The following is a 20,204-nucleotide window of genomic DNA, read 5'->3' as shown; positions in this document are numbered from 1 at the left end:
ATTGACGTGTCGTATCAGTCGCGCGGCAGAACCCAGCGAACCGGCAGCGTGTAGCTGGAAGCGATGGGCGTGCCCGAGGCGTCCTGCGCGGGCGAGAAACGCACCCGGCTCTTGGCGATCCGGCAGGTAGCCTGATCGAGCGCGGATGAATTGCTCGACGTCGTGACGACGCAATCCGTCACACGACCATCGGTGCCCACCGTCAGCTTCGCGACGACGCGACCTTCCTCTTCGGCGCGGATGGCCGAGGGAGGATAATTGTCCGCACCGAAGAACTGACCCGGATTACCCTTCAGACCGGCAGCCTTGCTGACCGCGGGTGCGGGGGGAGCAGGCGCAGGTGCCGGGGGAGCAGGCGGCGCCACGACCGGCGTCGGTACGTAGACCGGCGGCGGGTTCGGCGTCGTGTTGATCACCACGGGCGGCGGGTTCGGGTTACGAACGATCGGCGGCGGCGAGACGACCGGCGGCGGCGACATCGGAATGTCGGGCGGCGGGGGCGGCGGCTCATCCGGCGGCGGGGGCGGCGGTTCTTCCACGTCAAACGTGTTCAGCTTCTCAACCTGCTTCTTCACGAAGTTGGTCGCAAGGCCGGTCACGAAGGCGTAGCCGAGAGCAAGGTGGACCAATGCCACGATCACCAATGCGGTGATTTTGCTCCCGCTCATCTTCTGGTCAGAATAGGCCATTCAGCAACGAAACTCCCTCATCCTGCGGCCCTGTTGGGCGGTCGGACAAACCCGACCGTCGAAAACAACCCACGACGCTCCCCTTTCGGGAAGGCCGTAGCGTCACGGTTTCTATCGCGGCACCGGAAGCGACGCAAACGCTTTGTCGGGCGCAACAAACGTACAAGCGCGAGATGACAGAATAATTTCTGTTTCGTTCACCTCCGCGGGCGTATCAATGGGGGATGTCTGCCCGCAAGCCATTCACCATGCTCGCCGTTCCGGCCGTTCTAACGCTCGCTGCCCCCGCTCTCGCGCAAGTGGCCGCACCGACGAACCCTGTCAGCGCTGTCGGAGTCGCAGGTGTTCCGGCGCTGTCCTACGCCGATTTCGCGGACCTGGTGGTCGATAGTCCGCTGATCGTCGACGCCACGATCCGCTCCGCCACGCGAATCAAGGGCGCCGAGGCGGCAGGCGTCGCCGCCAACGCCGCACGCTTCTACGTCGAGGGCGACGTCGGCACGCTGGTTCGTGGCACCGGCGCGATACCGGCGCGAGTGGGATGGCTGGTTGACGTGCCGCTCGACCCGCGCGGCCGCGCGCCTGCGCTCAAGAAGCAGCGCGTACTCGCCTTTGCGCGGCCCGTCGCGAATCGCCCCGATCAGATCCAGCTCGTCGCCAAGGATGCGCAGCGCGCATGGTCCCCCGCCGCCGACGCGCTGACCCGGCGTATCGCGACCGCGGCGGCGAGCACCGACGCGCCGCCCGTTATCACGGGGGTAAAGAGCGCTTTCTACGTGCCCGGCAGCCTGCCCGGCGAAGGTGAAACGCAGATCTTCCTGCTGACGCGCGGTGATCGGCCCGCGGCGGTGTCGGTCCTGCGCCGTCCGGGTGAGCAGCCGCGCTGGTCGATCGCGCTCAGCGAGGTGATCGACGAGAACGCGACCGCGCCCGCGCGCGACACGTTGCTGTGGTACCGCCTCGCCTGCTTCCTGCCACGTATGTTACCCGATGCTGCGACGGGCGCGCTGGCAGAAAGCGATGCGGCGCACGCGCGCGAGGATTATGCGTTCGTCATCCAGCAACTCGGCGCCTGCCGCGGCACCGGCGCGGCGGATGCGATCAGCGGCGGTGGCGTACCATCGTGATGCCGATCGCCTCGCCGGCCTCGGCGATCGCGAGCTTGACGATCTTCACCTTCACGCGCTGAACACGGGTGTCCTGCAGGAACAGCGTCTCGCAGATGTGATCGGCGACCGCCTCGATCAGCGTGAAATGCCCCGCGCTCTCCAGCGCGGTCGTCGCGGCGTATTTCAGGTCGAGGTAATTCTTCGACGCCGCCAACGGCGTGTCGGGCGCAAAATGCGCGGGCGCATCGAGCAGCACGGTCAGCGAAATTCGCAGCGGCTGAGGCAGATGGGTTTCTTCGGAATAGATGCCGGTCAGCACTGGCACCTCGAGATCGTGCACCTCGAGTTCGAGCGTATCGTTCATTCCGGCGCCGTTAGCCCTAGCAGCACGCGCGCGCCAGTCACGACGCGCTTGCGTTAGACCCGTGCTCCGCTAAGGGCGCGGCGCCCGGCCCGCGCCACGGGCATAGAGGGATGGCGAATGATCGAATTGGTACCGATCGACGAGGTGGATCAGGTTACGGTCGAGCATTTGCTCGATCGCGCCTTCGGTCGCGATCGCCACGGTCGCACCGCTTATGCCTTGCGCGCCGGTACCCGCCCGCTGGCAGGCATGAGCCTCGCCGCAATCGAGGATGATATTCTGGTCGGAACGATCCAGTGCTGGCCAGTGTCGTTCGTGCCCGACGCACCGGGCGATCCGCGGGTGTCGATGATCCTGCTCGGCCCGGTCGCCGTCACGCCCGAGCGGCAGCAGGACGGCATCGGCCGCCGGCTGATGCAGGCGGCGCTCGACGCCGTGGATCCCGATGCGGCGCTGATGCTGATCGGTGATCCCGAATATTACGCCCGCTTTTTCGGCTTCTCGGCCGAACGGACGAGCGGGTGGCGGCTGCCCGGACCGGTCGAGCCGCACCGCCTGCTTGCGCGCGGAACGCACGTGCCCGCGGGCGTGGGGGCGGTCCTGCCGCGCGTCAGCGTCGACGCCTGAGCGACGGCGCGCCTTTACCGCGCGCGCGCACGATCCTACCTGCACGTCATGCCCATGGCGCCGCTACCCGACTTCGACACGCTGACCGTCGCCGACATCGCCCGCATGGCCGAGAGCGATCGCCTGCCGCCGGTCGAACGCTGGCACCCCGCACACTGCGGTGACAGCGAGATGCGCATCGCGCGTGACGGGACCTGGTTTCATCAGGGATCGCCGATCGGCCGCGCCGCGATGGTGCGCGCGTTCAGCCGCATCCTGCGGCGTGAGGCGGACGGCGGCTACGTTCTCGTCACCCCGGTCGAGAAGCTCGATATCGCGGTCGAGGATGCGCCATTCGTCGCCGTCGAGATGAAGGTCGACGGCTCGGGTCGGGATCAGGTGCTCGCGTTCCGCCTCAACACCGGCGACATCGTCACCGCGTCGGCCGACCATCCGCTGCGGTTCGAAGAGCATGACGACGGCCCCCACCCCTATCTCCACGTCCGTGGCGGGCTGGAGGCGCTGGTATCGCGCGCAATCTATTACGAGCTGGCCGAATTCGCGCTCGCGGGCGACGACGAAACCCCGGGCGTGTGGAGTTCGGGCGGCTTCTTTTCGCTCGCCCCCGTCGCATCGGCCACGTGAACACGGCTCCTTCCCCGCCGACGCTCGCCGAACGGCTGACGAGCGCACTTGTGTCGCCGGTCGAGGTCGCGCTCCTGCTGGGGGATCGCGATGATCTGCCTAAGCATGAGGAACTGACACCGGCCGCAGTGCTGATCCCCGTCACCGATCGTGCGCGCCCCGGCGTGATCCTGACGCAGCGGGTCGACACCTTGCGCAAACACGCAGGGCAGGTCGCCTTTCCGGGCGGTCGTGTCGACCCGGGGGAGGACGCGGTAGAGGCCGCCTTACGCGAAGCCGAAGAGGAAGTGGCGCTTCCGGCATCCGCGGTTGCGGTGATCGGCCCGACCGATCGCTATCGCACCGGGACCGGATATTCGATCACGCCGGTGCTGGGGGTCGTGCCCCCCGATCTGCCGCTCCATCCCAACGAGGGTGAGGTCGCGCGCGTGTTCGAGGTGCCGTTCGACTTCCTGCTCAACCCGGCCAATCACCGACAGCGCACGGTTGAATGGCAAGGGCAGATGCGAACCTATTGGGAGATGACGTGGAACGATCACCGGATCTGGGGTGCGACCGCGGGGATGATCGTCAATCTGGGGCAGCGGCTGCAATGGACGGTGTGATCCCGGCCACCCTCCCCGACGCGGAGTGGCGGCAACGCCCGGGGCTTGCCCAACTCGCGAGCGTCCTGGGCGCAGCAGCAGGCGAAGCACGCTTCGTCGGTGGAGCCGTGCGCGATACGCTGCTCGGGCTCGACGCGCATGACCTCGACCTTGCCACCGTCCATGCGCCGGATGCGGTGATCGCTCGGCTGGAGGCGGCGGGGATCAAGGCGGTGCCGACCGGTATCGCGCACGGCACCGTCACCGCGGTCTCCTCGGGCACGGTGGTGGAGGTCACGACGCTGCGCCGCGACGTTTCGACCGACGGACGTCATGCCGTCGTCGCCTACACCGACGATTGGCGCGAGGATGCGGCGCGACGCGACTTCACGATGAACGCGCTCTACGCCGACCCGATCAGCGGCCGGATTTACGACTGGTTCGGCGGCCTCGCCGATCTGGCGGCGGGCCGTGTGCGTTTCATCGGCGACCCCTATCAGCGGATCGCGGAAGACCATTTGCGTATCCTGCGCTTCTTCCGGTTTCACGCACGCTTCGGCGACGACATCGACCAGGACGGCCTCGCGGCCTGCGTCGCGCGCGCGAACGACCTGATGGCGCTTAGCCGCGAACGCATCGCCGCGGAGCTGCTCAAGCTGCTCGTCGCGCGGTCGGCGACGACCGTCGTCGCATTGATGCAAGACACGGGCATCTTCCGCCCGATCCTCCCCGAGATCGATGCCGACGGCGTCGCTCGCCTGCGCGACGTCGCCGAACGGGAGGCTGCGGCGGGCGTTGCGCCCGACGCGATCCGACGCCTTGCCGCACTTCTGCCGCGCGAGGCGGCGGAGAGCGTCGGCGCGCGCCTGAAACTCAGCAACGCCGATCGCCGGCGACTCACCCTAGCCACGGAGGGGCCGGGCGACGAAGGCCCGCGCGGGCTCGCCTATCGTTGCGGTATCAACATCGCGCTCGATCGCCTATTGCTCGCGGGGGCCGACGTTTCCTCGCTCGCCGACTGGGTGGCACCGCGCATGGCCGTCGGGGGCGGCGATCTCGTCGCGCGCGGATTGAACAAGGGGCCGCTGGTTGCGCGCACCTTGAAGCGGGTCGAGTCGCGCTGGATCGTCGAAGGGTTTCCAGAGGCGGCACGTACGTCCGTGATCGCCGACGAAGAGGTCGTCGCCGCGCTCGCCGAGGCTCGCTAGCGATTGCGCGTCAGCAGGAACTCATAGGCATCGTTGGGCTCGAGCGGATGCGCGAAGGCATATCCCTGCCCCGACGCGCAGCCGAGCGCGGCGAGTGTCTGCGCGACATCATGCGTCTCGATCCCCTCCGCGACCGTGGTCATGCTGAGTGCCTGCGAGAGGCTGAGGATCGCGCGCACGATCGCGATCTTGTCGCGGTCGGCTAGCATCCCGGTGATGAAGCTGCGGTCGATCTTGAGCACGTCGATCGGCAGCTTCTGCAGCGAGGCGAGGTTCGAAAAGCCGGTGCCGAAATCGTCCATCGCGATCGTCAGCCCCAACGACTTGAGCGCCGTCAGCATCCGCGCCATGCGCGCGGGCTCTGCGATCAGCGCGCTCTCGGTCAGTTCGAGCTTCAACCGGTCACCCGCCATCCCTGATGTCGCGAGCGCGTGCTCGACCACGTCGGGGACTGAGTCGCGCTGGAGCTGGATCGGTGACACGTTGACGCCGACCTTGATGGTGCGGCTCGCGTCGCCGCGCCGATCCCACCCGGCCAACGTCGTCAGTGCGGCGTCGATCGCCCAGCGGCCGAGCGGCACGATCAGCCCCGATTCCTCCGCCACCCGAATGAAGTCGGACGGCTGGTGCTGCACGCCATGCTCGTCGGTCCACCGTGCCAGCGCCTCGAAACTCTCGACTTGTCCGGTCGCGAGGTTGCAGATCGGCTGGTAGCGCAGCGTCAGGTCGCCGTTGTCGATCGCGCGGCGTAGCGCCGTCTCCATCGCGAATTCCGCGCGCGCCGAATCGAGCGCGCGGGTCTGATACGCCTCGGCCTTCTTGCTTCCCTTGGACTTCTTCATCGCCACCTGCGCGTGGCGGATCACGTCTTCGGAATGCTCGACGTTCGCGTCGCCGAACGCGATACCGATCGCGGAGGTGACGCAGATCTCGTAATCGCTCAGGCGAAACGGGGTCGTGAGCGCCGCCTGCAATCGGTTGGCGACGTGCTGCGCCTCGTCGTCGCGCTCGTCGATGGCGAGCAGGATACCGAATTCGTCGCCGCCGGTGCGCGCCAGCACGTCGCGCGCGCGCAGCGCCCCCTTGATTCGACGCGCGACCGTGATGAGCAATTCGTCGCCCGCCATGCTGCCAAGGCACGCGTTGATCCGGCTGAACCGCTCCAGATCGACCATCAGCACCGCCCAGCGCCGCGATTGGTGCGCGATCGCCGCGTCGAGCGCGTCGGTGAAGCCGCCACGATTGGGAAGGCCGGTCAGCGAATCGGTCGCCATCTCGCGCCGTAGCGTCTCCTCGGTCCGTACTTCCGCGGTGTGGTCGACGAGGGAGACGACGCAGGTGGGCTCATTACGGACCGTGATGCGCGACAGGCAAACGCGGAAATAGCGCCGCTCGACCTCGCCGCCCGACTGCCACTGGTGTTCGGCAATGCGCGCGTCGCTGTTGAGAAAGGCGCGGATGATCGGGTCGAGGCTGTTTTTCGCGCCGATCTGCGCACGGACAAAGGCGCGGTTCGATGCCTCGTGCACGATCGTATCGCCGTGAAGCGACGCCATCAGCAACGGCAGCGGCACGAGCTCGAGCGCCCGCTCACCCGGCGACAGGCCGGGTGGCAGGACGAGCGGCGCGTCGAGGTTGGCGACGTAGGACAAGCTGCTGACCATCGCTGACAACGATAGCCAAGCAGTGATTAAAGCCCGATTACCTTAGCAATTAGAGGCCGCACGATGACGTGCATCCGCGAGGTCAGAACCGGTTGTCGCGCGGAAACCCGGTCGGGGGCATCCGACCCGCAGCCCCGCGCGCGGTCCGCCACGGGTTCAGGTCGGCCTCGGTACGGGTACGCCTGGTTTCGCCCCGCATCATCCAGCTAAGCCCTTGCGCAAAGACGAAGGTCTTGGCGTCCGCCAGCCCGCCTTCGCGATAGCGTTGCAATTGTACGCCCTGTCCCCGCGCCATCTCGGGCAGTTCGGCGAGCGGGAAGACGAGCAGCTTGCGATTGTCACCGATCACCGCGACGTAATCGTCCTCAGCAGCCAGCGGACGAACCACCATCAGCGTCGCGCCCGCGCGCGGTGACATCACATTCTTTCCCTTGCGGGTTTCCGCGATCGTATCTGCGGTGTTGACGACGAAGCCCCGCCCGTCGCTCGCCGCGAGCAAAAGACGTTCGGCGCCGCGTACCGGCAGGAAAGCGACGATTCCGACGCTGCCGTCCAGATCGATCGTCGCGCGAACCGGTTCGCCGAAACCCCGCCCGCCGGGCAGTTTGTCGGCGGCGAGCGTGTAGAACCGGCCATTGGCGGCCGCGAGCAGAAGTTTGTCCGTCGTCTGCGCGTGAAACGCGAAGGCGGGGCCGTCGCCTTCCTTGAACTTCAGCGTCTCGGGCGCTGACAGATCGACGTGCCCCTTCATCGCGCGAATCCAGCCGCGTTCGGACAGGATCACGGAGATCGGCTCGCGCTCGATCATTGCCTCCAGCGGAATGTCGCGCGTCGGCGCTGCTTCCTCAATTCCCGTACGGCGTGCGCCCAGCGGCGTGTCGGGGCCGTAGCGCGCACGAACACGCCCGAAGTCGCGCTTCAACCGCGTGCGCTGCCGCGCCTCACTGCCGAGCAGCAGCGTGAGGTCCGCCTGCTCCTTCTCAAGGTTCGCCTGCTCGCGCTTGAGCTCCAACTCCTCCAGCCGGCGGAGGGATCGCAGCCGCATGTTGAGGATCGCCTCGGCCTGCCGGTCGGTCAGCGCGAACTCCGCGATCATCACTGCCTTTGGCTCGTCCTCCGTGCGGATGATCTCGATGACGCGGTCGAGGTTGAGAAAGGCGATGATATAGCCGCCGACCAGTTCGAGCCGATCGGCGATCTTGCCCAGTCGGTGCTCGGTCCGCCGCCGCAATACAACGAACTGGTGCTCGACCCAGGCCGCGAGCGCGTCTCGCAGGCTCATGACGCGTGGGGTGCGATCCTTGTCGAGGACGTTCAGGTTGAGCGGCACGCGCGTTTCGAGGTCGGACAGGCGGAACAGCCCTTCCATCAAAACCTGCGCCTCGACGGTGCGACTCCGCGGCTCAAGCACCAACCGGACCTCGGCGTCGCTCTCATCGCGGACGTCGGCGAGAATCGGCAGCTTCTTGTCGTTGATCAGGCCCGCGATCTGCTCGATCAGCTTGCCCTTTTGCACGCCGTACGGGATTTCCGAGACGACGATCTGCCAGCCGCCGCCCTTCTCGCGCTCGACCGACCAGCGCGCGCGAACGCGGAAGGCGCCGCGTCCCGTCACGTACGCCTCGGTCAGCGCGGCCTGCGGGTCGACCACCAGACCTCCGGTCGGAAAGTCTGGCCCCTTCACCAACGCCAGCACATCGGCGTCGCTCGCATCGGGCCGGTCGACCAGCATCACCGCTGCGTCGAGCAGTTCGGCGGCGTTGTGGGGCGGAATGCTCGTCGCCATGCCGACCGCGATCCCGGCGGCACCGTTCGCGAGCAGATTGGGAAAGGCGCCGGGGAACAACTCGGGTTCCTGTTCCTCGCCGTTGTACGTCGGGCGGAACTCGACCGCGTCTTCGTCGAGCCCGTCCATCAGGTCGATCGCGACCTGCGTCAGCCGTGCCTCGGTGTAGCGATAGGCAGCGGCATTATCGCCGTCGATGTTGCCGAAATTACCCTGCCCGTCGACGAGCGGATAGCGAAGCGCAAAATCCTGCGCGAGCCGCACCATCGCGTCGTAGACCGACTGATCGCCGTGCGGGTGGTATTTGCCGATCACGTCACCGACGACGCGCGCGCACTTCTTGTACCCCGCCGCAGGATCAAGGCGTAACAGCCTCATCGCCCACAGTAATCGGCGGTGCACGGGCTTCAGTCCATCGCGCACGTCGGGAAGCGAGCGCGCGGTGATCGTCGACAGCGCGTAGACGAGGTAACGTTCGGACAGCGCGCTGTCGAACGGCGCATCGAGCACGCCAACGGGCGGATGATCGGGCAGGTCGGTGATCTTGGTCGGCATCGTCGCGTCATCACCTATCAGCCCGCACGGGCGGCGTTAAGGGGGCCGTACCGCATGGGCTTGCTCGCGACCGCGCGCTATAGGCCGCGTTCGTCATTCGTGAGTCTCGATCGTGCCGCGTTCCTCCGCCCCCTCCCGCCGTGTTCGACGCGGCGTCATCGTGACCGCGGTCATCTCCGCGATCATCTGCATCCTGGTCAGCCTCGCGGGCTATTTCAATCGCGACCCGTACGAACTGTACCCGGCGAAGGGCCGCCCCTTGCCGATCGCCGCCGTCAACTTTTCGGGCGACATGGGGGTGCGGTTCCTGCTCGGCGCCTCGACGATGCGTGGGCTGACCGAGCATGGCATCACGACGATGGCGGTTGTCACGCCGACGCTGTTCCGCCGCCGTCGCACGCGTGCCGACATCGACGCGATCGTCGCCAACGGCATCCGCACTGCGCTCGCACGTACGGGTGCGGGGCGGATCGTCGTCATTGGCCAGTCCTACGGGGCCGACGTTGTCCAGACCGGCCTCGCAGATCTGCCCGAAGACCTACGCGCACGGGTAGCCGCGATCATCCTGATTCTCCCGGGCGAGACGGTCTTCTTCCGCGCCGATCCGAGCAGCATCGCGTATCGTGGCGAGCCCGACAGCCTGGGGATCAGCACCGCCCGCACGCTTTCATGGGCGCCACTCACCTGCATCTTCGGCGTCGAAGAAGATGATAGCCTCTGCCCCCAGTTGCGCGTACCGGGCGCGCGGATCGTCGGCATGCCGGGGGGGCACAACATTCGACATGACGAGGCGGGATTGCTTCGCCATGTCCTTCACGCGATCGCGCGGGTGACGCCGGCGGCGCTACGTGGCAGGCTGGCCGCATGAGCCAGCGCCGCCTTTTCATCACCCTAGCCGCTTGCATCGCGTTCGGGAGCATTTCCGCCATGTCCGAAGCGACCCCACCCGCGCCCGCGACGTTCAAACCGCTGACCTGGGACGACCTCACCAAACGCCCGCGCCCCGAACCGGACGCCACCGTCAGTTACGGCCAGGATCAGATGCAGAAGGTCGACGTGTGGCTGCCGCGCGGCAAGGGGCCGCATCCGACCGTGCTGATGGTCCACGGCGGGTGCTGGACGACCTCGATTGCGGACCGGACATTGATGAACTGGGTCGCCGATGATCTGCGTCGATCTGGCGTGGCGGTGTGGAACATTGACTATCGCGGTGTCGACCGCGCCGGCGGCGGCTATCCCGGCACCTTCAGTGATGCTGCAAAGGCCGCCGACCAACTGCTTGTATCCGCCCGGACGTTCAATCTGGACACGCGCCGCGTCGTCGCGGTCGGGCACTCGGCGGGCGGACACCTCGCGCTATGGTTGGCTGGGCGCGCGCGATTGCCCGCCGCCAGCCCGCTGCGGGTTGCCCACCCGCTCCACCTCGCGCACGTCGTCAGCCTCGGTGGCCTGCCCGACCTCGAGGCAACCGCGAAAAGCCCGGATAACGGTTGCGGGACAGCCGTCGTCGGCAAGCTGGTCGGGTCTGGTCGTGCCGATCCGTACAGCGACACGTCGGTGCCACGACTGTTCCCGCTAGGCGTCGGTCAGGATCTGGTCAACGGACGCGAGGACAGGATCATCCCCTATCGCATGGCGACCGACTATGTCGCGCGCGCCACCGCTGCCGGTGATCGCGCGCTGCTGCACACCGTACCGGACACGGGGCACGTCGAACTCGTGACCCCTGAAACGGCGGCGTGGCGCGAGGCCAAGCGGCTGCTGCTCGAACAACTTCACGTTCCCGATCGGCGTCTCGACACCGCACGCTGATCGCCGCATCGCAGCAGAACCTCTTTTCGGGCGGCGACCTTTCCCGTATAGCGCCGCGCAACATCGCCCCGGTCTCGCGGCCCAGGTCCGCGTTTCCGGGGCGTCATTATTTCGCGAAAGGTCGATCAATGGCGCGCAGGCGGCAGATCTACGAGGGCAAGGCGAAGATCCTGTACGAGGGTCCCGAGCCGGGCACGCTGATCCAGTATTTCAAGGACGACGCGACCGCCTTCAACGCACAGAAGAAGGGCACGATCAACGGCAAGGGCGTGCTTAACAACCGCATCAGCGAGCACATCTATACGCTGCTGGGTCATATCGGCGTGCCGACGCACTTCATACGTCGTCTCAACATGCGCGAGCAGCTCATTCGACAGGTGGAAATCGTCCCCGTCGAGGTGATGGTGCGCAACGTCGCCGCGGGATCGCTGTCAAAGCGCCTCGGGATCGAGGAAGGTGTCCAGCTTCCGCGCACGATCATCGAATACGCCTACAAGTCGGACGAGCTCGGCGATCCGATGATCACCGACGAGCATATCGCGGCATTCGGCTGGGCGAGCCAGGAGGAGATGCACGACATCGCCGATCTGGCGATCCGCGTGAACGATTTCCTGTGCGGCCTGTTCGCGGGCGTCGGCATCCGCCTCGTCGACTTCAAGCTCGAGTTCGGACGTATCTGGGACAACGACTATAGCCGCATCATCCTCGCGGACGAGATCAGCCCCGATTGCTGCCGCCTGTGGGACATGGACAGCGACGAGAAGCTCGACAAGGACCGCTTCCGCCGCGATCTCGGCGGCGAGGTCGAGGCGTATCAGGAGGTCGCGCGCCGGCTGGGTCTCCTCCCCGAAGGCAGCGAGAATGCTGTGCTGGACATGGAAACTCATCGAAAGAAGCGCGGCAAGTAAGTGCATTGACCGCGAATTAACCAGTGATTGCTACCCCCTCGCTGACACCGGTTCGACGAGGGGGTTTTCTTATGCGCGTTTCTTCGATTGCCTTGGCACTGCCGCTGCTTGCGCTTGCCGCGTGCGGTGGCGCGGGGCCGGAGACGGTCGGTAGCATCGCCCCGCCCGCCCCCACCGGCGGAACGACGGGTGGCGGCACCGGCGTCGGAACGCCGGGCACGGGTTCGGGCTCGACCACGCCCAGCAATCTGCTCGCCGTATCGAGCGCGACCAACTTCACCGCGGTCGGCGCGCTTCACTCATTCACGTACAGCGACACCGGCGTGTTGTATCAAGGGAACGCCAGCACGGTGAAGGCCCCCAGCGGCACGATCAGCTACGACCCGCGCGACGGTATTTTCACCGTCGCCCTGACCGACGACAAGGCAGGCTTCGCGCAGAACACCCGGTTTCAGGACCCCGCTCACCGCGCCGACTACAATCCCGAGGCGACGCCGAATCTCGAGGCGCCGAACCTGGCGGGGTTCAACTACCTCGAATCGGGCACCTCGACCGAAACGACGAGCTTCTTCTACCAGCGCCCTGGGGACGGCACCTACGTCACGTTCGCCGGATTCACTCGGAACGTTCACGACGACAAGGGCGTCACCAACCGGCAGCACGGCGTGATGGTGTTCGGCACGCCGACGATCCAGTCACAAATCCCGATCTCGGGCACCGGTACGTACACCGGAGGCTTCCTCGCCTCGGCCGTGCTGAACGACGGCACCTCGCGGGACAGCTACATGCAGTGGCTGACCGGAACGAGCGCGGTCGCGGTCGACTTCGGCCGATCAACCGTCGATGTACGCATCGACGGCGCGGTGGGCCCCACGTTCCAGAATGGCGTTCGCGTCAGCGACGCTGCGCTTGCCAATCCGACCGGCACAGCATTCCAGGCGGTCGGCTCGGCGAAGATCGACCTGTTGCGCTACAACGGCTTCTCCGGCGCGTTCACCAGCGCGACGCTTGGCGGCAAGGCGATCGATTTTACCAGCGCTGCCAGCGGCACGAGCACGGCAGGCGCGAGTTCGATCGATGGCACCTTCTTCGGCCCGAATGCGGCGAACGTCGGCGGCAACTTCCGCATCGTGGGCGGCGTCCCGGGGCAGCGCGTCGACATCCAGGGTGCATTCACCGGCAAGAAGTAAGCGTTCGAACGGATCGTCAGGTCATCCAACGTGTTCCGGCTACTCGCCGCCTTGCTGCTTCTCGTGGCGCCCTTCCCCGCGCTCGCGGGCACAGTCGAGACGGAACCGTCGACGGCCGCCGTCGCGCAGGCACCTGCTCCCGCGGGATGTACCAGAACCGCGCGGTGCGAGGTACGGCTGACCGCGCCGCAATTGCTCGCGTCGGCCGAGCGACTGGTGCAGGCAGGTCGGTATCCCGAGGCACGAGCGCTGCTCACCGCATTGCGGCTGGCGCCCGGCTTCACGATGCAGACGCGCTTCCTGACCGGCTTCATGGCGGCGCAGGAAGGCGACCTCGCCACCGCGGCGCGCGAGTATAAGGCAATTCTCGCCGACGACCCCAACCAGACGCGGGTGCGCCTTGAACTGGGTCGCACCATGATCGCGATGGGGCAGAGCGCGGCTGCCGACCGGCAGTTGCGACTGGCACAGCAGAGCCGGGAACTCGATCCCGATCTGGCGCGGCTGGTGCGCGGCGCGCGCGACGTGATTCGATCGGCGCGTGCGTTCCGCGCCGACGTATCGCTGGCGCTCGCGCCCGATACCAACATCAATAACGCGACCGACGCGCGGACGGTCGACGTGCATCTCGGCGATTACAGCCTGCCGCTCGAGCTCGATGCGGGCGCGCGGCGGCGATCGGGCACCGGACAGACCGCGACCGCCTCCGCCGCGGCACGTCTGCCGGTCGGGGGAGACCTGTTCTTCCTCGGCAATCTGGATGTCAGCGCCCTCAATTACGCCGGCACGCGCTTCGACGACGATCTCGTCCAGGCCGCGGCGGGTGGTGAGGCGCAGCTTTCCAACGACGCCAGCGTGTCCGCGCAGATGATCGGGGCGCAACGCTGGTACGGCGGGCGGGTCGCGAGCCGGCAGATCGGCGTTCGCGGTGGTGGACAATGGTCGCTCGACGCGACGCGGCGTTTCGGCCTGCAAGTCGACGTGCGACGCACCGACACAACGTTCGATCGCGCCTTCGATGGCTGGCAGGGCGGTCTCTACCTGTCCTACGAAACGAGCTTTCGCCGCACGTTCGTTGCCGCCGGCCAGGCATTCGTGCGGCGCGACTGGCTCAACGCGAAAGCCTATTCGAATACCGAGTTCGGCATCGGCGCAAGCGTCGCGGGTGAGCTGCCGCGCGGGTTCAACGTCGGTTTCGGTGGAAGCGTCAGCCGCGCGCGCTTCGATGCCGCGATCCCGATCTTCTCGCTCCAGCCGCGACGCGACTGGCGGGTGACGTCGCAGGTGACGATCGGCAATCGCAAATTGCGCGTGCTGGGTTTCTCGCCGCAGCTTTCCTGGGCAGCGACGGGCATCCTTTCCTCACTAGACCTGTATCGCACGAAACGCAGCCGTTTCTCGATCGGCCTCGCGCGCTACTTCTGAACGGGCGAACGAGCGAAAACCTTGCCCCCGCGCGCGTCGCGCGGCATAGGCGCGCGGCATGAAGCTCACCATCCACGTCACGCTCAAGCCCGGCGTCCTCGACCCCCAGGGCAAGGCGATCGAGCACGCGCTCTCCGGCCTCGGCTTCTCGGGCGTGCACGGCGCACGCGTCGGCAAGTTGATCGAGCTCGACGTCGACGAAGGCACCAGCGACGCCGACGTCGAGGCGATGTGCCGCAAGCTGCTCGCCAACACGGTGATCGAGAATTACCGGATCGCGCGCGCATGAAGACGGCGGTGGTCGTCTTTCCGGGCTCCAACTGTGACCGCGACATCGCGGTCGCGCTGGAGCAGGTGACGGGGACGAAGCCCGTCATGGTCTGGCACCGCGACGCAACGCTGCCCGATGACGTATCGCTGGTCGCGATACCGGGCGGCTTTTCCTACGGTGACTACCTTCGCTCGGGTGCGATCGCGGCGCGATCGCCGATCATGCGCGACGTCGTCGATCGCGCGGGCAAGGGCTTGCCGGTGCTGGGCATCTGTAACGGATTCCAGGTCCTGACCGAGGCGGGACTGCTGCCGGGCGCGCTGATGCGCAACGCAGGTCTCGACTTCGTCTGCCGCGACGTCGCGCTGACGGTCGGCGAGACGCGTTCGATCTTCACGACCGGCTACAGCGCCGGCGAGACGGTGCGGGTGCCGGTCGCGCATCACGATGGCAATTACGTCGCCGATCCCGAGACGCTCGACCGGATCGAGGGTGAGGGGCAGGTCGCGTTCCGCTACGCCGAACGCGTCAACGGCAGCGCGCGCGACATTGCCGGGCTGGTCAACACGGCCGGTAACGTGCTGGGCATGATGCCGCATCCCGAACGGCGGATCGAAGCCGCGCACGGTGGTGACGACGGACGCCGCCTGTTCGAGGGCCTGCTACGAGCGGTCGCGTAAGCAGGCCCGAGCTGAGAAAGTTCAGATTACCGACACTTGTGACGCAGTCTTGACGCTGTCTCACACCCGTGCCCGGAACGGAGAAAAGTCGGTCTTCCGGTCGAACACGTCGACACCCTCAGCGCGCTTGAGGCCGCCGACGACGGCGTAGGTGACAGGCGTCAGCAACGCCTCCCACGCGACCTTCAGCGCCCATTGCGTGAACAGCACCTTCACGACCAGATCCGCGGTCCAGCCGGCCGCGCCCAGGAACGCGAGCGGATAGAAGATCAGGCTGTCGACACCCTGCCCTGCGATTGTCGACCCTATGGTTCGCATCCACAAATGGCGCCCGCCGCTCCACACCTTCATCCGCGCGAGCACGTAGGAGTTGACGAACTCACCCGCCCAGAACGCGCACATGCTCGCGAAGACGATGCGCGGGACTTGTCCGAACACCGCCTCATAGGCCGCCTGATTGGTCCAGTCGGGCGCAGGCGGCAGCGCGACGACGACCCACGCCATCAGCGCCATGAACACCGTCGCGGCAAAACCGACCCAAATCACGCGGCGCGCACGCGCGTAGCCGTAGACCTCGGTCAGCACGTCGCCGATCACGTAGCTGACGGGAAAGAACAGGATGCCCGCGCCGAATGGCCACTCGCCGATCAGCGGGAGCGTCACCACCGCAACCTTGCCCGCTCCCAGCACGTTGGAGAGCAGCAGGATCGCAACGAACGCTGCCATCACCAGGTCGTAGAACCGCAGCGACCTGCCCTGCAACGCGTCGGCATCAAGGCTGGTCGGCGCTGGGTCGGCAGGCGGCGGGGCGCGGTCGATCATCCGACTTTTATAAGCGGCAGTTTCGCGGCGCCGCAATCCGCGCTAATCACCTCCTGCGCGCGCCCGTAGCTCAGTTGGATAGAGCACGAGCCTTCTAAGCTTGGGGCCGCTGGTTCGAATCCAGCCGGGCGCGCCAACATGCTGTCCTTCGTCAGCAAGCCTGCACCTTTTTCTCAAAACGTGCACCGCTGCAGCAAGCGCTGACGCCGCCTCGGTAGGCGGAGCGATGTCATAGTGGCGGTCTCGTCTGCCAGGTCCACGCCGTCATTCAGAATTGTCCAAGCGATGCCGACTAAACAGGGTGCGGGCGATCGCCGGCATGCGCGTAGCGACGGCAAGGCGCCGGAACGCAAGACGGATCACCAAGGTAAGCCTTTCTCGATTTCTCAACAGCTACAGCAGAGCCGTCAGGAAGTGTGAAGATGCGGATCACGCCACGGTGCGGAAAAGATCCTTCGCCACAAGGCTCGGAAAGGTCGTTTGATGTCTCGAGAAAAGATAAACGTGCAGGATCTCAAGCAAGTCAGGCTGCTGGTATCCCGTATGCTCCTGGACAACGGCGTAGGAGTCGAAGCGAGCAAGATCAGGGCCACGCTGCTGGACGACGAGATCACGAAAGCACAGCTGCATCTCTCCTAGAGCACCTCGTATGTCTGCGAGACCGACGCCTGGTAGCCGCCCTCACGCGAGATGAACATGATGCCCTCGTCGTCAGGATGGTTCCAATCGAAGGCGAGCCCATGCATCACCAGTTCCACGAACGGCTCGAACGGCGCCGCGTGCACCTCGTTGAGCTTGGTCCCGCAGAATGAGCACTCGGTCTCGGTCGCGTTGCTCACGATCCACGCTTGCAAGGCCTCCTCGTCAACACAGTCGGAGCAGATCGCGCCTTCTACATAAGCGTAGCCGCGCTCCCATTCCTCGATCATGCGCTCCTTGGCCGCACCCACTCCGCCCTCCCGTATCTACTTTGTCTCTCGACCGACCTGCCGTGTCAGTCCCGTCGAACGTGTGACAGCTTGGCGCGAGCCGCAAGGGGCATGCGAGCGCAACCATGGTGTCCAGGAAAAAGGCCTCCGGAGCGGCCACTTACGAGGATCGGTGCAGGCTTGTGAAAAGGGTAGCTTTGTGAAAAATCGGCGGTCCCTAGGCGGAGCGGTGCAGGCTTAGCGCTGAAGGACACATGCATGGTCAACCATTCAGCAAGATGATCCGATCGCCCAGACGCTCGGCCTCCTCACGGTCATGCGTGACCAGCAGCGTCGGAAGCGCGGTGGCGTCACGCACTAAGGTGATCGCGCGCATCGCATCGTGGCGACGCGCGGCATCGAGCGACGAAAGCGGTTCATCGAGCAGCAGGAAGTCGGGCTTGCTCAACAAGGCGCGGCCGATCGCCACCCGCTTTGCCTCGCCGCCCGACAACGTCCTCGGCCAGCGATCGAGTAGATGCTTAAGGTCAAGCAGTCGCGCCATATCAGCGAGTTGCCTGTCGTTCTTTGCGCCGTAGAGCAGGTTTGCCCGCACACGTTTGTGGGGGAACAACCGAGCGTCCTGAAAAACGTAGCCGGCACGGCGATGCTCGATTGGCAGGTTCACGCCACGCGACGCATCAAACAATGTACGCCCCGCCACTCGCACATGCCCGCGCTCGGGCGTGACAAGGCCGGCGATCATGTCGAGCAAGCTGGTCTTTCCCGCACCCGACGGCGCGAACAGGACAGTGACGCCGTCAGCCACGGCGAAGCGCGCCGATACACGACCGCCGCGCCCCGTCAGATCGACGTCAAAGGACATGCGTCCCCCGCCCTGCCCGTCGGACCAACGCCTCGGACGCCACCAGCGCACCAAGCGAAAGGGACACCGAGATTGCGGCCAGCCGCCATACCTGATCTTCCCCGCCGGGCTGCTGCAACGCGGCATAAATCGCGAGCGGCAACGTCTGCGTTTCGCCAGGAACGTTGCTGACGAACGTGACCGTCGCGCCGAATTCTCCGATCGAACGCGCGAATCCCAGCACCACCGCAGCGAGCACACCGGGCGCCGCGAGCGGCAGCGTGACGGTCGCATAGGCACGCCACCGCGAGGCACCGAGCGTCCGCGCAGCCTGTTCCAACCGACGGTCGACCGCTTCGATCGACAGCCGCATCGCGCGCACCATCAACGGCAGCGCCATCACTGCGGCCGCGATCGCCGCCCCCGTCCAGCGGAACAGCACGGTGACGCCCAACCATCGCTCAAGCAACGCCCCGATCGGACCGGACGGCGCGAACGCGAGCAGCAACACCCAGCCGGTCACGACGGGCGGTACGACCAGTGGCAGGTGAACGATGCCGTCGAGCAAGACCTTGCCAGGGAACCGCCACCGCGCGAGCACCCACGCGAGCAGAAAGGCAATCGGCAGGCTGCCAAGCGTTGCCGTGCCGCCGATCAGCAGCGACAGTCGAACGACGTCGAAAACGTCGCTCACCGCGCCATGAAACCGCGCCGGACGAAGACGGCCTGACCGGCGGGCGAGAGCAGGAACCGGCGAAAAGCCTCACCCTCACGGCTGTTTGACCGGGCGAGGCGCGCGATCGGATAGACGACGGGCGTGTGGCTGTTCGCGGGAAATACGCCGGCGATACGTACCCGCGTCGAGGCGCGGGCGTCGGTCGCGTACACCACCGCATATGGGGCTGCCCCGCGCTCGACCAGCGCGAGCGCCGCGCGGACATTCTCGGTCCGAACGACGCGCGGGGCAATTGCGCTCCACGCGCCCAGTTTGGTCAACGCCTGCTGACCATATCGCCCCGCCGGCACCGAGGCCGGATCGGCCATCGCGATAGGCCCCGCCCCCAGCACCCGCGCGAGCGCGGCGCCCTTCAACCCGCGAAGTGATCCCGCCGCCGCTCGCGAAACGACAACCAATTGTCCGCGCGCGAGCGTCGCCCGCGTCCCGTCTGCGAGCAGACGCCGCCGCGCGAGTTCATCGATCCACGCGGTGTCGGCAGAGACGAACAGGTCGGCGGGCGCACCCGCCTCGACCTGACGCGCGAGCGCCGAGGATGCCGCAAAGGCAAGCACGGGCCGCGGGTGTCCCTGTAGGGCCCAGGCATTCGCCGCGTCGTTCATCGCTTCCTGCATGCTAGCGGCGGCGAGCACGATCGGTGGGCGCTGCTGCGCCGCCAACGGCGTCGCGGCGAGCGACGCGAGCATCAACAGGACGGTGCGACGGATCATCGCGTCGCTGTATCGCGGCGGATACCGCGGCGCCAGCCACGTCGACGCCCATACCATACGCCGCGGCGCAACGCGCGGCGGCGAGGCTCGTTGACGCGCGATGCTTGCTTCTCAGCCCGCCACGCTCGTCATCAGTCGCGCCGTCCGGCCCGGCAAGGCAGATGCCTTCGCCCGCTGGATCGATGAACTGAGCGCGGCGGCTAGAGCGGCGGACGGCTTCGCCGGCATCGTCCGCCTCGGCCAGACCGACGCCCTGCAGCACCTGCTGCTACGGTTCGAGGACGACGCCACACTTGCTCGGTTCCGCGCCAGCGCGGGCTATCGCGCGCTTGCCGAGCACGGTGACGAACTGACCGTCGGCGTCGAGCAGGTCGCGACCGGTCGCGACGTCGACATCGAACTGCCGAGCGACGCGAGCGCATCACCGTGGAAACGCTTCATCGTCACGTGGCTGTCGGTACTCCCCGTGCTGCTGTTGGTCAGCACGGTCGTACGCACGCTGCTGCCGGCGCTGCCCCCGCCGGTGCAGATCATCATCTCGTCACTGCTGCTCACGTCATTGCTGCAGTGGGTGATCCTGCCGCGTGTACAGCGGGCCGCCCGCGCGTGGATGCTCAAGGACGCAGGCGGCGCGCTGCGGGTCGAGGCCTAGCTGAGCAAAGGCCGC

At 66.7% G+C, this 20,204-nt stretch carries 23 protein-coding genes and 1 tRNA gene; 15 read left to right on the top strand and 9 right to left on the bottom strand.

The genetic code is table 11. The annotated features are described in order from the left end of the window. Positions 1-14: 14 nt before the first annotated feature. Positions 15-689, bottom strand: coding sequence for an energy transducer TonB (locus tag KZ810_RS03950; protein WP_219767655.1), 675 nt, complete (start codon positions 687-689; stop codon positions 15-17). Positions 690-1,069: 380 nt separating this feature from the next. Here KZ810_RS03950 and KZ810_RS03945 point away from each other — a divergent pair, with 380 nt between their 5' ends. Beyond that, positions 1,070-1,816 (top strand): hypothetical protein, encoded by a 747-nt coding sequence (locus KZ810_RS03945; protein ID WP_308461478.1) that lies wholly within the window; start codon positions 1,070-1,072, stop codon positions 1,814-1,816. On the opposite strand, the gene KZ810_RS03940 is transcribed toward KZ810_RS03945, so the two are convergent. Further along, the gene (locus KZ810_RS03940; RefSeq protein WP_219767654.1) at positions 1,791-2,162 is read right to left on the bottom strand and encodes a dihydroneopterin aldolase; all 372 of its coding nucleotides are present in this window, start codon (positions 2,160-2,162) and stop codon (positions 1,791-1,793) included. The genes KZ810_RS03945 and KZ810_RS03940 overlap by 26 nt on opposite strands. Before the next feature lie 117 nt (positions 2,163-2,279). On the opposite strand from KZ810_RS03940, the gene KZ810_RS03935 reads away from it, so the two are divergent. From KZ810_RS03935 to KZ810_RS03920, 4 genes are read left to right on the top strand one after another with little or no spacing between them, the layout of a single operon-like run. Beyond that, complete coding sequence (locus tag KZ810_RS03935) at positions 2,280-2,789, top strand: GNAT family N-acetyltransferase (protein ID WP_219767653.1); 510 nt, start codon at positions 2,280-2,282, stop codon at positions 2,787-2,789. Between the two features lie 48 nt (positions 2,790-2,837). Next, positions 2,838-3,413 (top strand): DUF1285 domain-containing protein, encoded by a 576-nt coding sequence (locus KZ810_RS03930; protein WP_219767652.1) that lies wholly within the window; start codon positions 2,838-2,840, stop codon positions 3,411-3,413. Continuing rightward, positions 3,410-4,018: a CoA pyrophosphatase gene (locus KZ810_RS03925; RefSeq protein WP_219767651.1), complete on the top strand. Its 609-nt coding sequence runs from the start codon at positions 3,410-3,412 to the stop codon at positions 4,016-4,018. The genes KZ810_RS03930 and KZ810_RS03925 overlap by 4 nt, the downstream gene beginning before the upstream one ends. Then, positions 4,006-5,205, top strand: a complete 1,200-nt coding sequence (locus KZ810_RS03920; protein ID WP_219767650.1) for a CCA tRNA nucleotidyltransferase — start codon at positions 4,006-4,008, stop codon at positions 5,203-5,205. The genes KZ810_RS03925 and KZ810_RS03920 overlap by 13 nt, the downstream gene beginning before the upstream one ends. Here KZ810_RS03920 and KZ810_RS03915 read toward each other — a convergent pair. Together KZ810_RS03915 and parC are read right to left on the bottom strand one after the other, a co-directional pair. Then, positions 5,202-6,761 carry a putative bifunctional diguanylate cyclase/phosphodiesterase gene (locus tag KZ810_RS03915; protein WP_258044414.1) on the bottom strand — a complete coding sequence of 520 codons (1,560 nt, stop codon included), beginning with the start codon at positions 6,759-6,761 and terminating at the stop codon, positions 5,202-5,204. The genes KZ810_RS03920 and KZ810_RS03915 overlap by 4 nt on opposite strands. 190 nt (positions 6,762-6,951) lie before the next feature. Then, positions 6,952-9,210: a DNA topoisomerase IV subunit A gene (gene parC / locus KZ810_RS03910; RefSeq protein ID WP_219767648.1), complete on the bottom strand. Its 2,259-nt coding sequence runs from the start codon at positions 9,208-9,210 to the stop codon at positions 6,952-6,954. A gap of 160 nt (positions 9,211-9,370) precedes the next feature. Between parC and KZ810_RS03905 the strand changes: the two genes are divergently transcribed. The 7 genes from KZ810_RS03905 (at position 9,371) to purQ (ending at position 15,496) form a co-directional block, all read left to right on the top strand. Next, positions 9,371-10,078: an AcvB/VirJ family lysyl-phosphatidylglycerol hydrolase gene (locus KZ810_RS03905; RefSeq protein WP_308461477.1), complete on the top strand. Its 708-nt coding sequence runs from the start codon at positions 9,371-9,373 to the stop codon at positions 10,076-10,078. Positions 10,079-10,137: 59 nt separating this feature from the next. After that, a complete protein-coding gene (locus tag KZ810_RS03900) occupies positions 10,138-11,022 on the top strand; it encodes an alpha/beta hydrolase (RefSeq protein WP_258044333.1) in 885 nt (294 codons plus the stop codon). Between the two features lie 128 nt (positions 11,023-11,150). Further along, positions 11,151-11,930 carry a phosphoribosylaminoimidazolesuccinocarboxamide synthase gene (purC, locus tag KZ810_RS03895; RefSeq protein ID WP_219767645.1) on the top strand — a complete coding sequence of 260 codons (780 nt, stop codon included), beginning with the start codon at positions 11,151-11,153 and terminating at the stop codon, positions 11,928-11,930. Positions 11,931-12,001: 71 nt separating this feature from the next. Next, positions 12,002-13,120: a transferrin-binding protein-like solute binding protein gene (locus tag KZ810_RS03890; protein ID WP_219767644.1), complete on the top strand. Its 1,119-nt coding sequence runs from the start codon at positions 12,002-12,004 to the stop codon at positions 13,118-13,120. 30 nt (positions 13,121-13,150) lie between these two features. Next, positions 13,151-14,545, top strand: a complete 1,395-nt coding sequence (locus tag KZ810_RS03885; RefSeq protein ID WP_219767643.1) for a surface lipoprotein assembly modifier — start codon at positions 13,151-13,153, stop codon at positions 14,543-14,545. Positions 14,546-14,603: 58 nt separating this feature from the next. Beyond that, positions 14,604-14,834, top strand: coding sequence for a phosphoribosylformylglycinamidine synthase subunit PurS (purS, locus tag KZ810_RS03880; protein ID WP_219767642.1), 231 nt, complete (start codon positions 14,604-14,606; stop codon positions 14,832-14,834). Further along, positions 14,831-15,496 (top strand): phosphoribosylformylglycinamidine synthase subunit PurQ, encoded by a 666-nt coding sequence (gene purQ / locus KZ810_RS03875; RefSeq protein ID WP_219767641.1) that lies wholly within the window; start codon positions 14,831-14,833, stop codon positions 15,494-15,496. Before purS ends, purQ begins: the two co-directional genes overlap by 4 nt. Before the next feature lie 60 nt (positions 15,497-15,556). Here purQ and KZ810_RS03870 read toward each other — a convergent pair whose 3' ends face one another. Beyond that, positions 15,557-16,318: a queuosine precursor transporter gene (locus KZ810_RS03870; RefSeq protein WP_219767640.1), complete on the bottom strand. Its 762-nt coding sequence runs from the start codon at positions 16,316-16,318 to the stop codon at positions 15,557-15,559. Between the two features lie 59 nt (positions 16,319-16,377). Here KZ810_RS03870 and KZ810_RS03865 point away from each other — a divergent pair. After that, positions 16,378-16,454, top strand: a tRNA-Arg gene (locus tag KZ810_RS03865). 368 nt (positions 16,455-16,822) lie between these two features. After that, positions 16,823-16,957 (top strand): hypothetical protein, encoded by a 135-nt coding sequence (locus KZ810_RS17170; protein ID WP_258044332.1) that lies wholly within the window; start codon positions 16,823-16,825, stop codon positions 16,955-16,957. Here the strand turns inward: KZ810_RS17170 and KZ810_RS03860 are convergent. The 4 genes from KZ810_RS03860 to modA all read right to left on the bottom strand — a co-directional run bounded on the left by KZ810_RS03860 (position 16,954) and on the right by modA (position 19,537). Next, complete coding sequence (locus KZ810_RS03860) at positions 16,954-17,268, bottom strand: HEPN-associated N-terminal domain-containing protein (protein WP_219767639.1); 315 nt, start codon at positions 17,266-17,268, stop codon at positions 16,954-16,956. The genes KZ810_RS17170 and KZ810_RS03860 overlap by 4 nt on opposite strands. 241 nt (positions 17,269-17,509) lie before the next feature. After that, positions 17,510-18,112 (bottom strand): ATP-binding cassette domain-containing protein, encoded by a 603-nt coding sequence (locus KZ810_RS03855; RefSeq protein ID WP_219767638.1) that lies wholly within the window; start codon positions 18,110-18,112, stop codon positions 17,510-17,512. Then, positions 18,102-18,785: a molybdate ABC transporter permease subunit gene (modB, locus tag KZ810_RS03850; protein WP_219767637.1), complete on the bottom strand. Its 684-nt coding sequence runs from the start codon at positions 18,783-18,785 to the stop codon at positions 18,102-18,104. The genes KZ810_RS03855 and modB overlap by 11 nt, the downstream gene beginning before the upstream one ends. Beyond that, the gene (modA, locus tag KZ810_RS03845; protein WP_219767636.1) at positions 18,782-19,537 is read right to left on the bottom strand and encodes a molybdate ABC transporter substrate-binding protein; all 756 of its coding nucleotides are present in this window, start codon (positions 19,535-19,537) and stop codon (positions 18,782-18,784) included. Before modA ends, modB begins: the two co-directional genes overlap by 4 nt. Positions 19,538-19,637: 100 nt before the next feature. On the opposite strand from modA, the gene KZ810_RS03840 reads away from it, so the two are divergent. After that, positions 19,638-20,189, top strand: coding sequence for a putative antibiotic biosynthesis monooxygenase (locus KZ810_RS03840; RefSeq protein WP_219767635.1), 552 nt, complete (start codon positions 19,638-19,640; stop codon positions 20,187-20,189). The last annotated feature ends 15 nt before the right edge of the window (positions 20,190-20,204 follow it).

The organism is Sphingomonas citricola (assembly GCF_019429535.1).
GTDB lineage: Bacteria > Pseudomonadota > Alphaproteobacteria > Sphingomonadales > Sphingomonadaceae > Sphingomonas > Sphingomonas citricola.
Note: the sequence above shows the minus strand (reverse complement) of the source record. Positions and strands in the feature narration are given on the sequence as shown.

Coding starts and splice junctions, on each gene's coding strand:
- KZ810_RS03950 (WP_219767655.1), bottom strand. CDS start 689: ATGGCCTATTCTGACCAGAAGATGAGCGGGAGCAAAATCACCGCATTG.
- KZ810_RS03940 (WP_219767654.1), bottom strand. CDS start 2,162: ATGAACGATACGCTCGAACTCGAGGTGCACGATCTCGAGGTGCCAGTG.
- KZ810_RS03935 (WP_219767653.1), top strand. CDS start 2,280: ATGATCGAATTGGTACCGATCGACGAGGTGGATCAGGTTACGGTCGAG.
- KZ810_RS03930 (WP_219767652.1), top strand. CDS start 2,838: ATGCCCATGGCGCCGCTACCCGACTTCGACACGCTGACCGTCGCCGAC.
- KZ810_RS03920 (WP_219767650.1), top strand. CDS start 4,006: ATGGACGGTGTGATCCCGGCCACCCTCCCCGACGCGGAGTGGCGGCAA.
- KZ810_RS03915 (WP_258044414.1), bottom strand. CDS start 6,761: ATGGCGTCGCTTCACGGCGATACGATCGTGCACGAGGCATCGAACCGC.
- parC (WP_219767648.1), bottom strand. CDS start 9,210: ATGCCGACCAAGATCACCGACCTGCCCGATCATCCGCCCGTTGGCGTG.
- KZ810_RS03900 (WP_258044333.1), top strand. CDS start 10,138: ATGTCCGAAGCGACCCCACCCGCGCCCGCGACGTTCAAACCGCTGACC.
- purC (WP_219767645.1), top strand. CDS start 11,151: ATGGCGCGCAGGCGGCAGATCTACGAGGGCAAGGCGAAGATCCTGTAC.
- KZ810_RS03890 (WP_219767644.1), top strand. CDS start 12,002: ATGCGCGTTTCTTCGATTGCCTTGGCACTGCCGCTGCTTGCGCTTGCC.
- purS (WP_219767642.1), top strand. CDS start 14,604: ATGAAGCTCACCATCCACGTCACGCTCAAGCCCGGCGTCCTCGACCCC.
- purQ (WP_219767641.1), top strand. CDS start 14,831: ATGAAGACGGCGGTGGTCGTCTTTCCGGGCTCCAACTGTGACCGCGAC.
- KZ810_RS03870 (WP_219767640.1), bottom strand. CDS start 16,318: ATGATCGACCGCGCCCCGCCGCCTGCCGACCCAGCGCCGACCAGCCTT.
- KZ810_RS03855 (WP_219767638.1), bottom strand. CDS start 18,112: ATGTCCTTTGACGTCGATCTGACGGGGCGCGGCGGTCGTGTATCGGCG.
- modA (WP_219767636.1), bottom strand. CDS start 19,537: ATGATCCGTCGCACCGTCCTGTTGATGCTCGCGTCGCTCGCCGCGACG.
- KZ810_RS03840 (WP_219767635.1), top strand. CDS start 19,638: ATGCTTGCTTCTCAGCCCGCCACGCTCGTCATCAGTCGCGCCGTCCGG.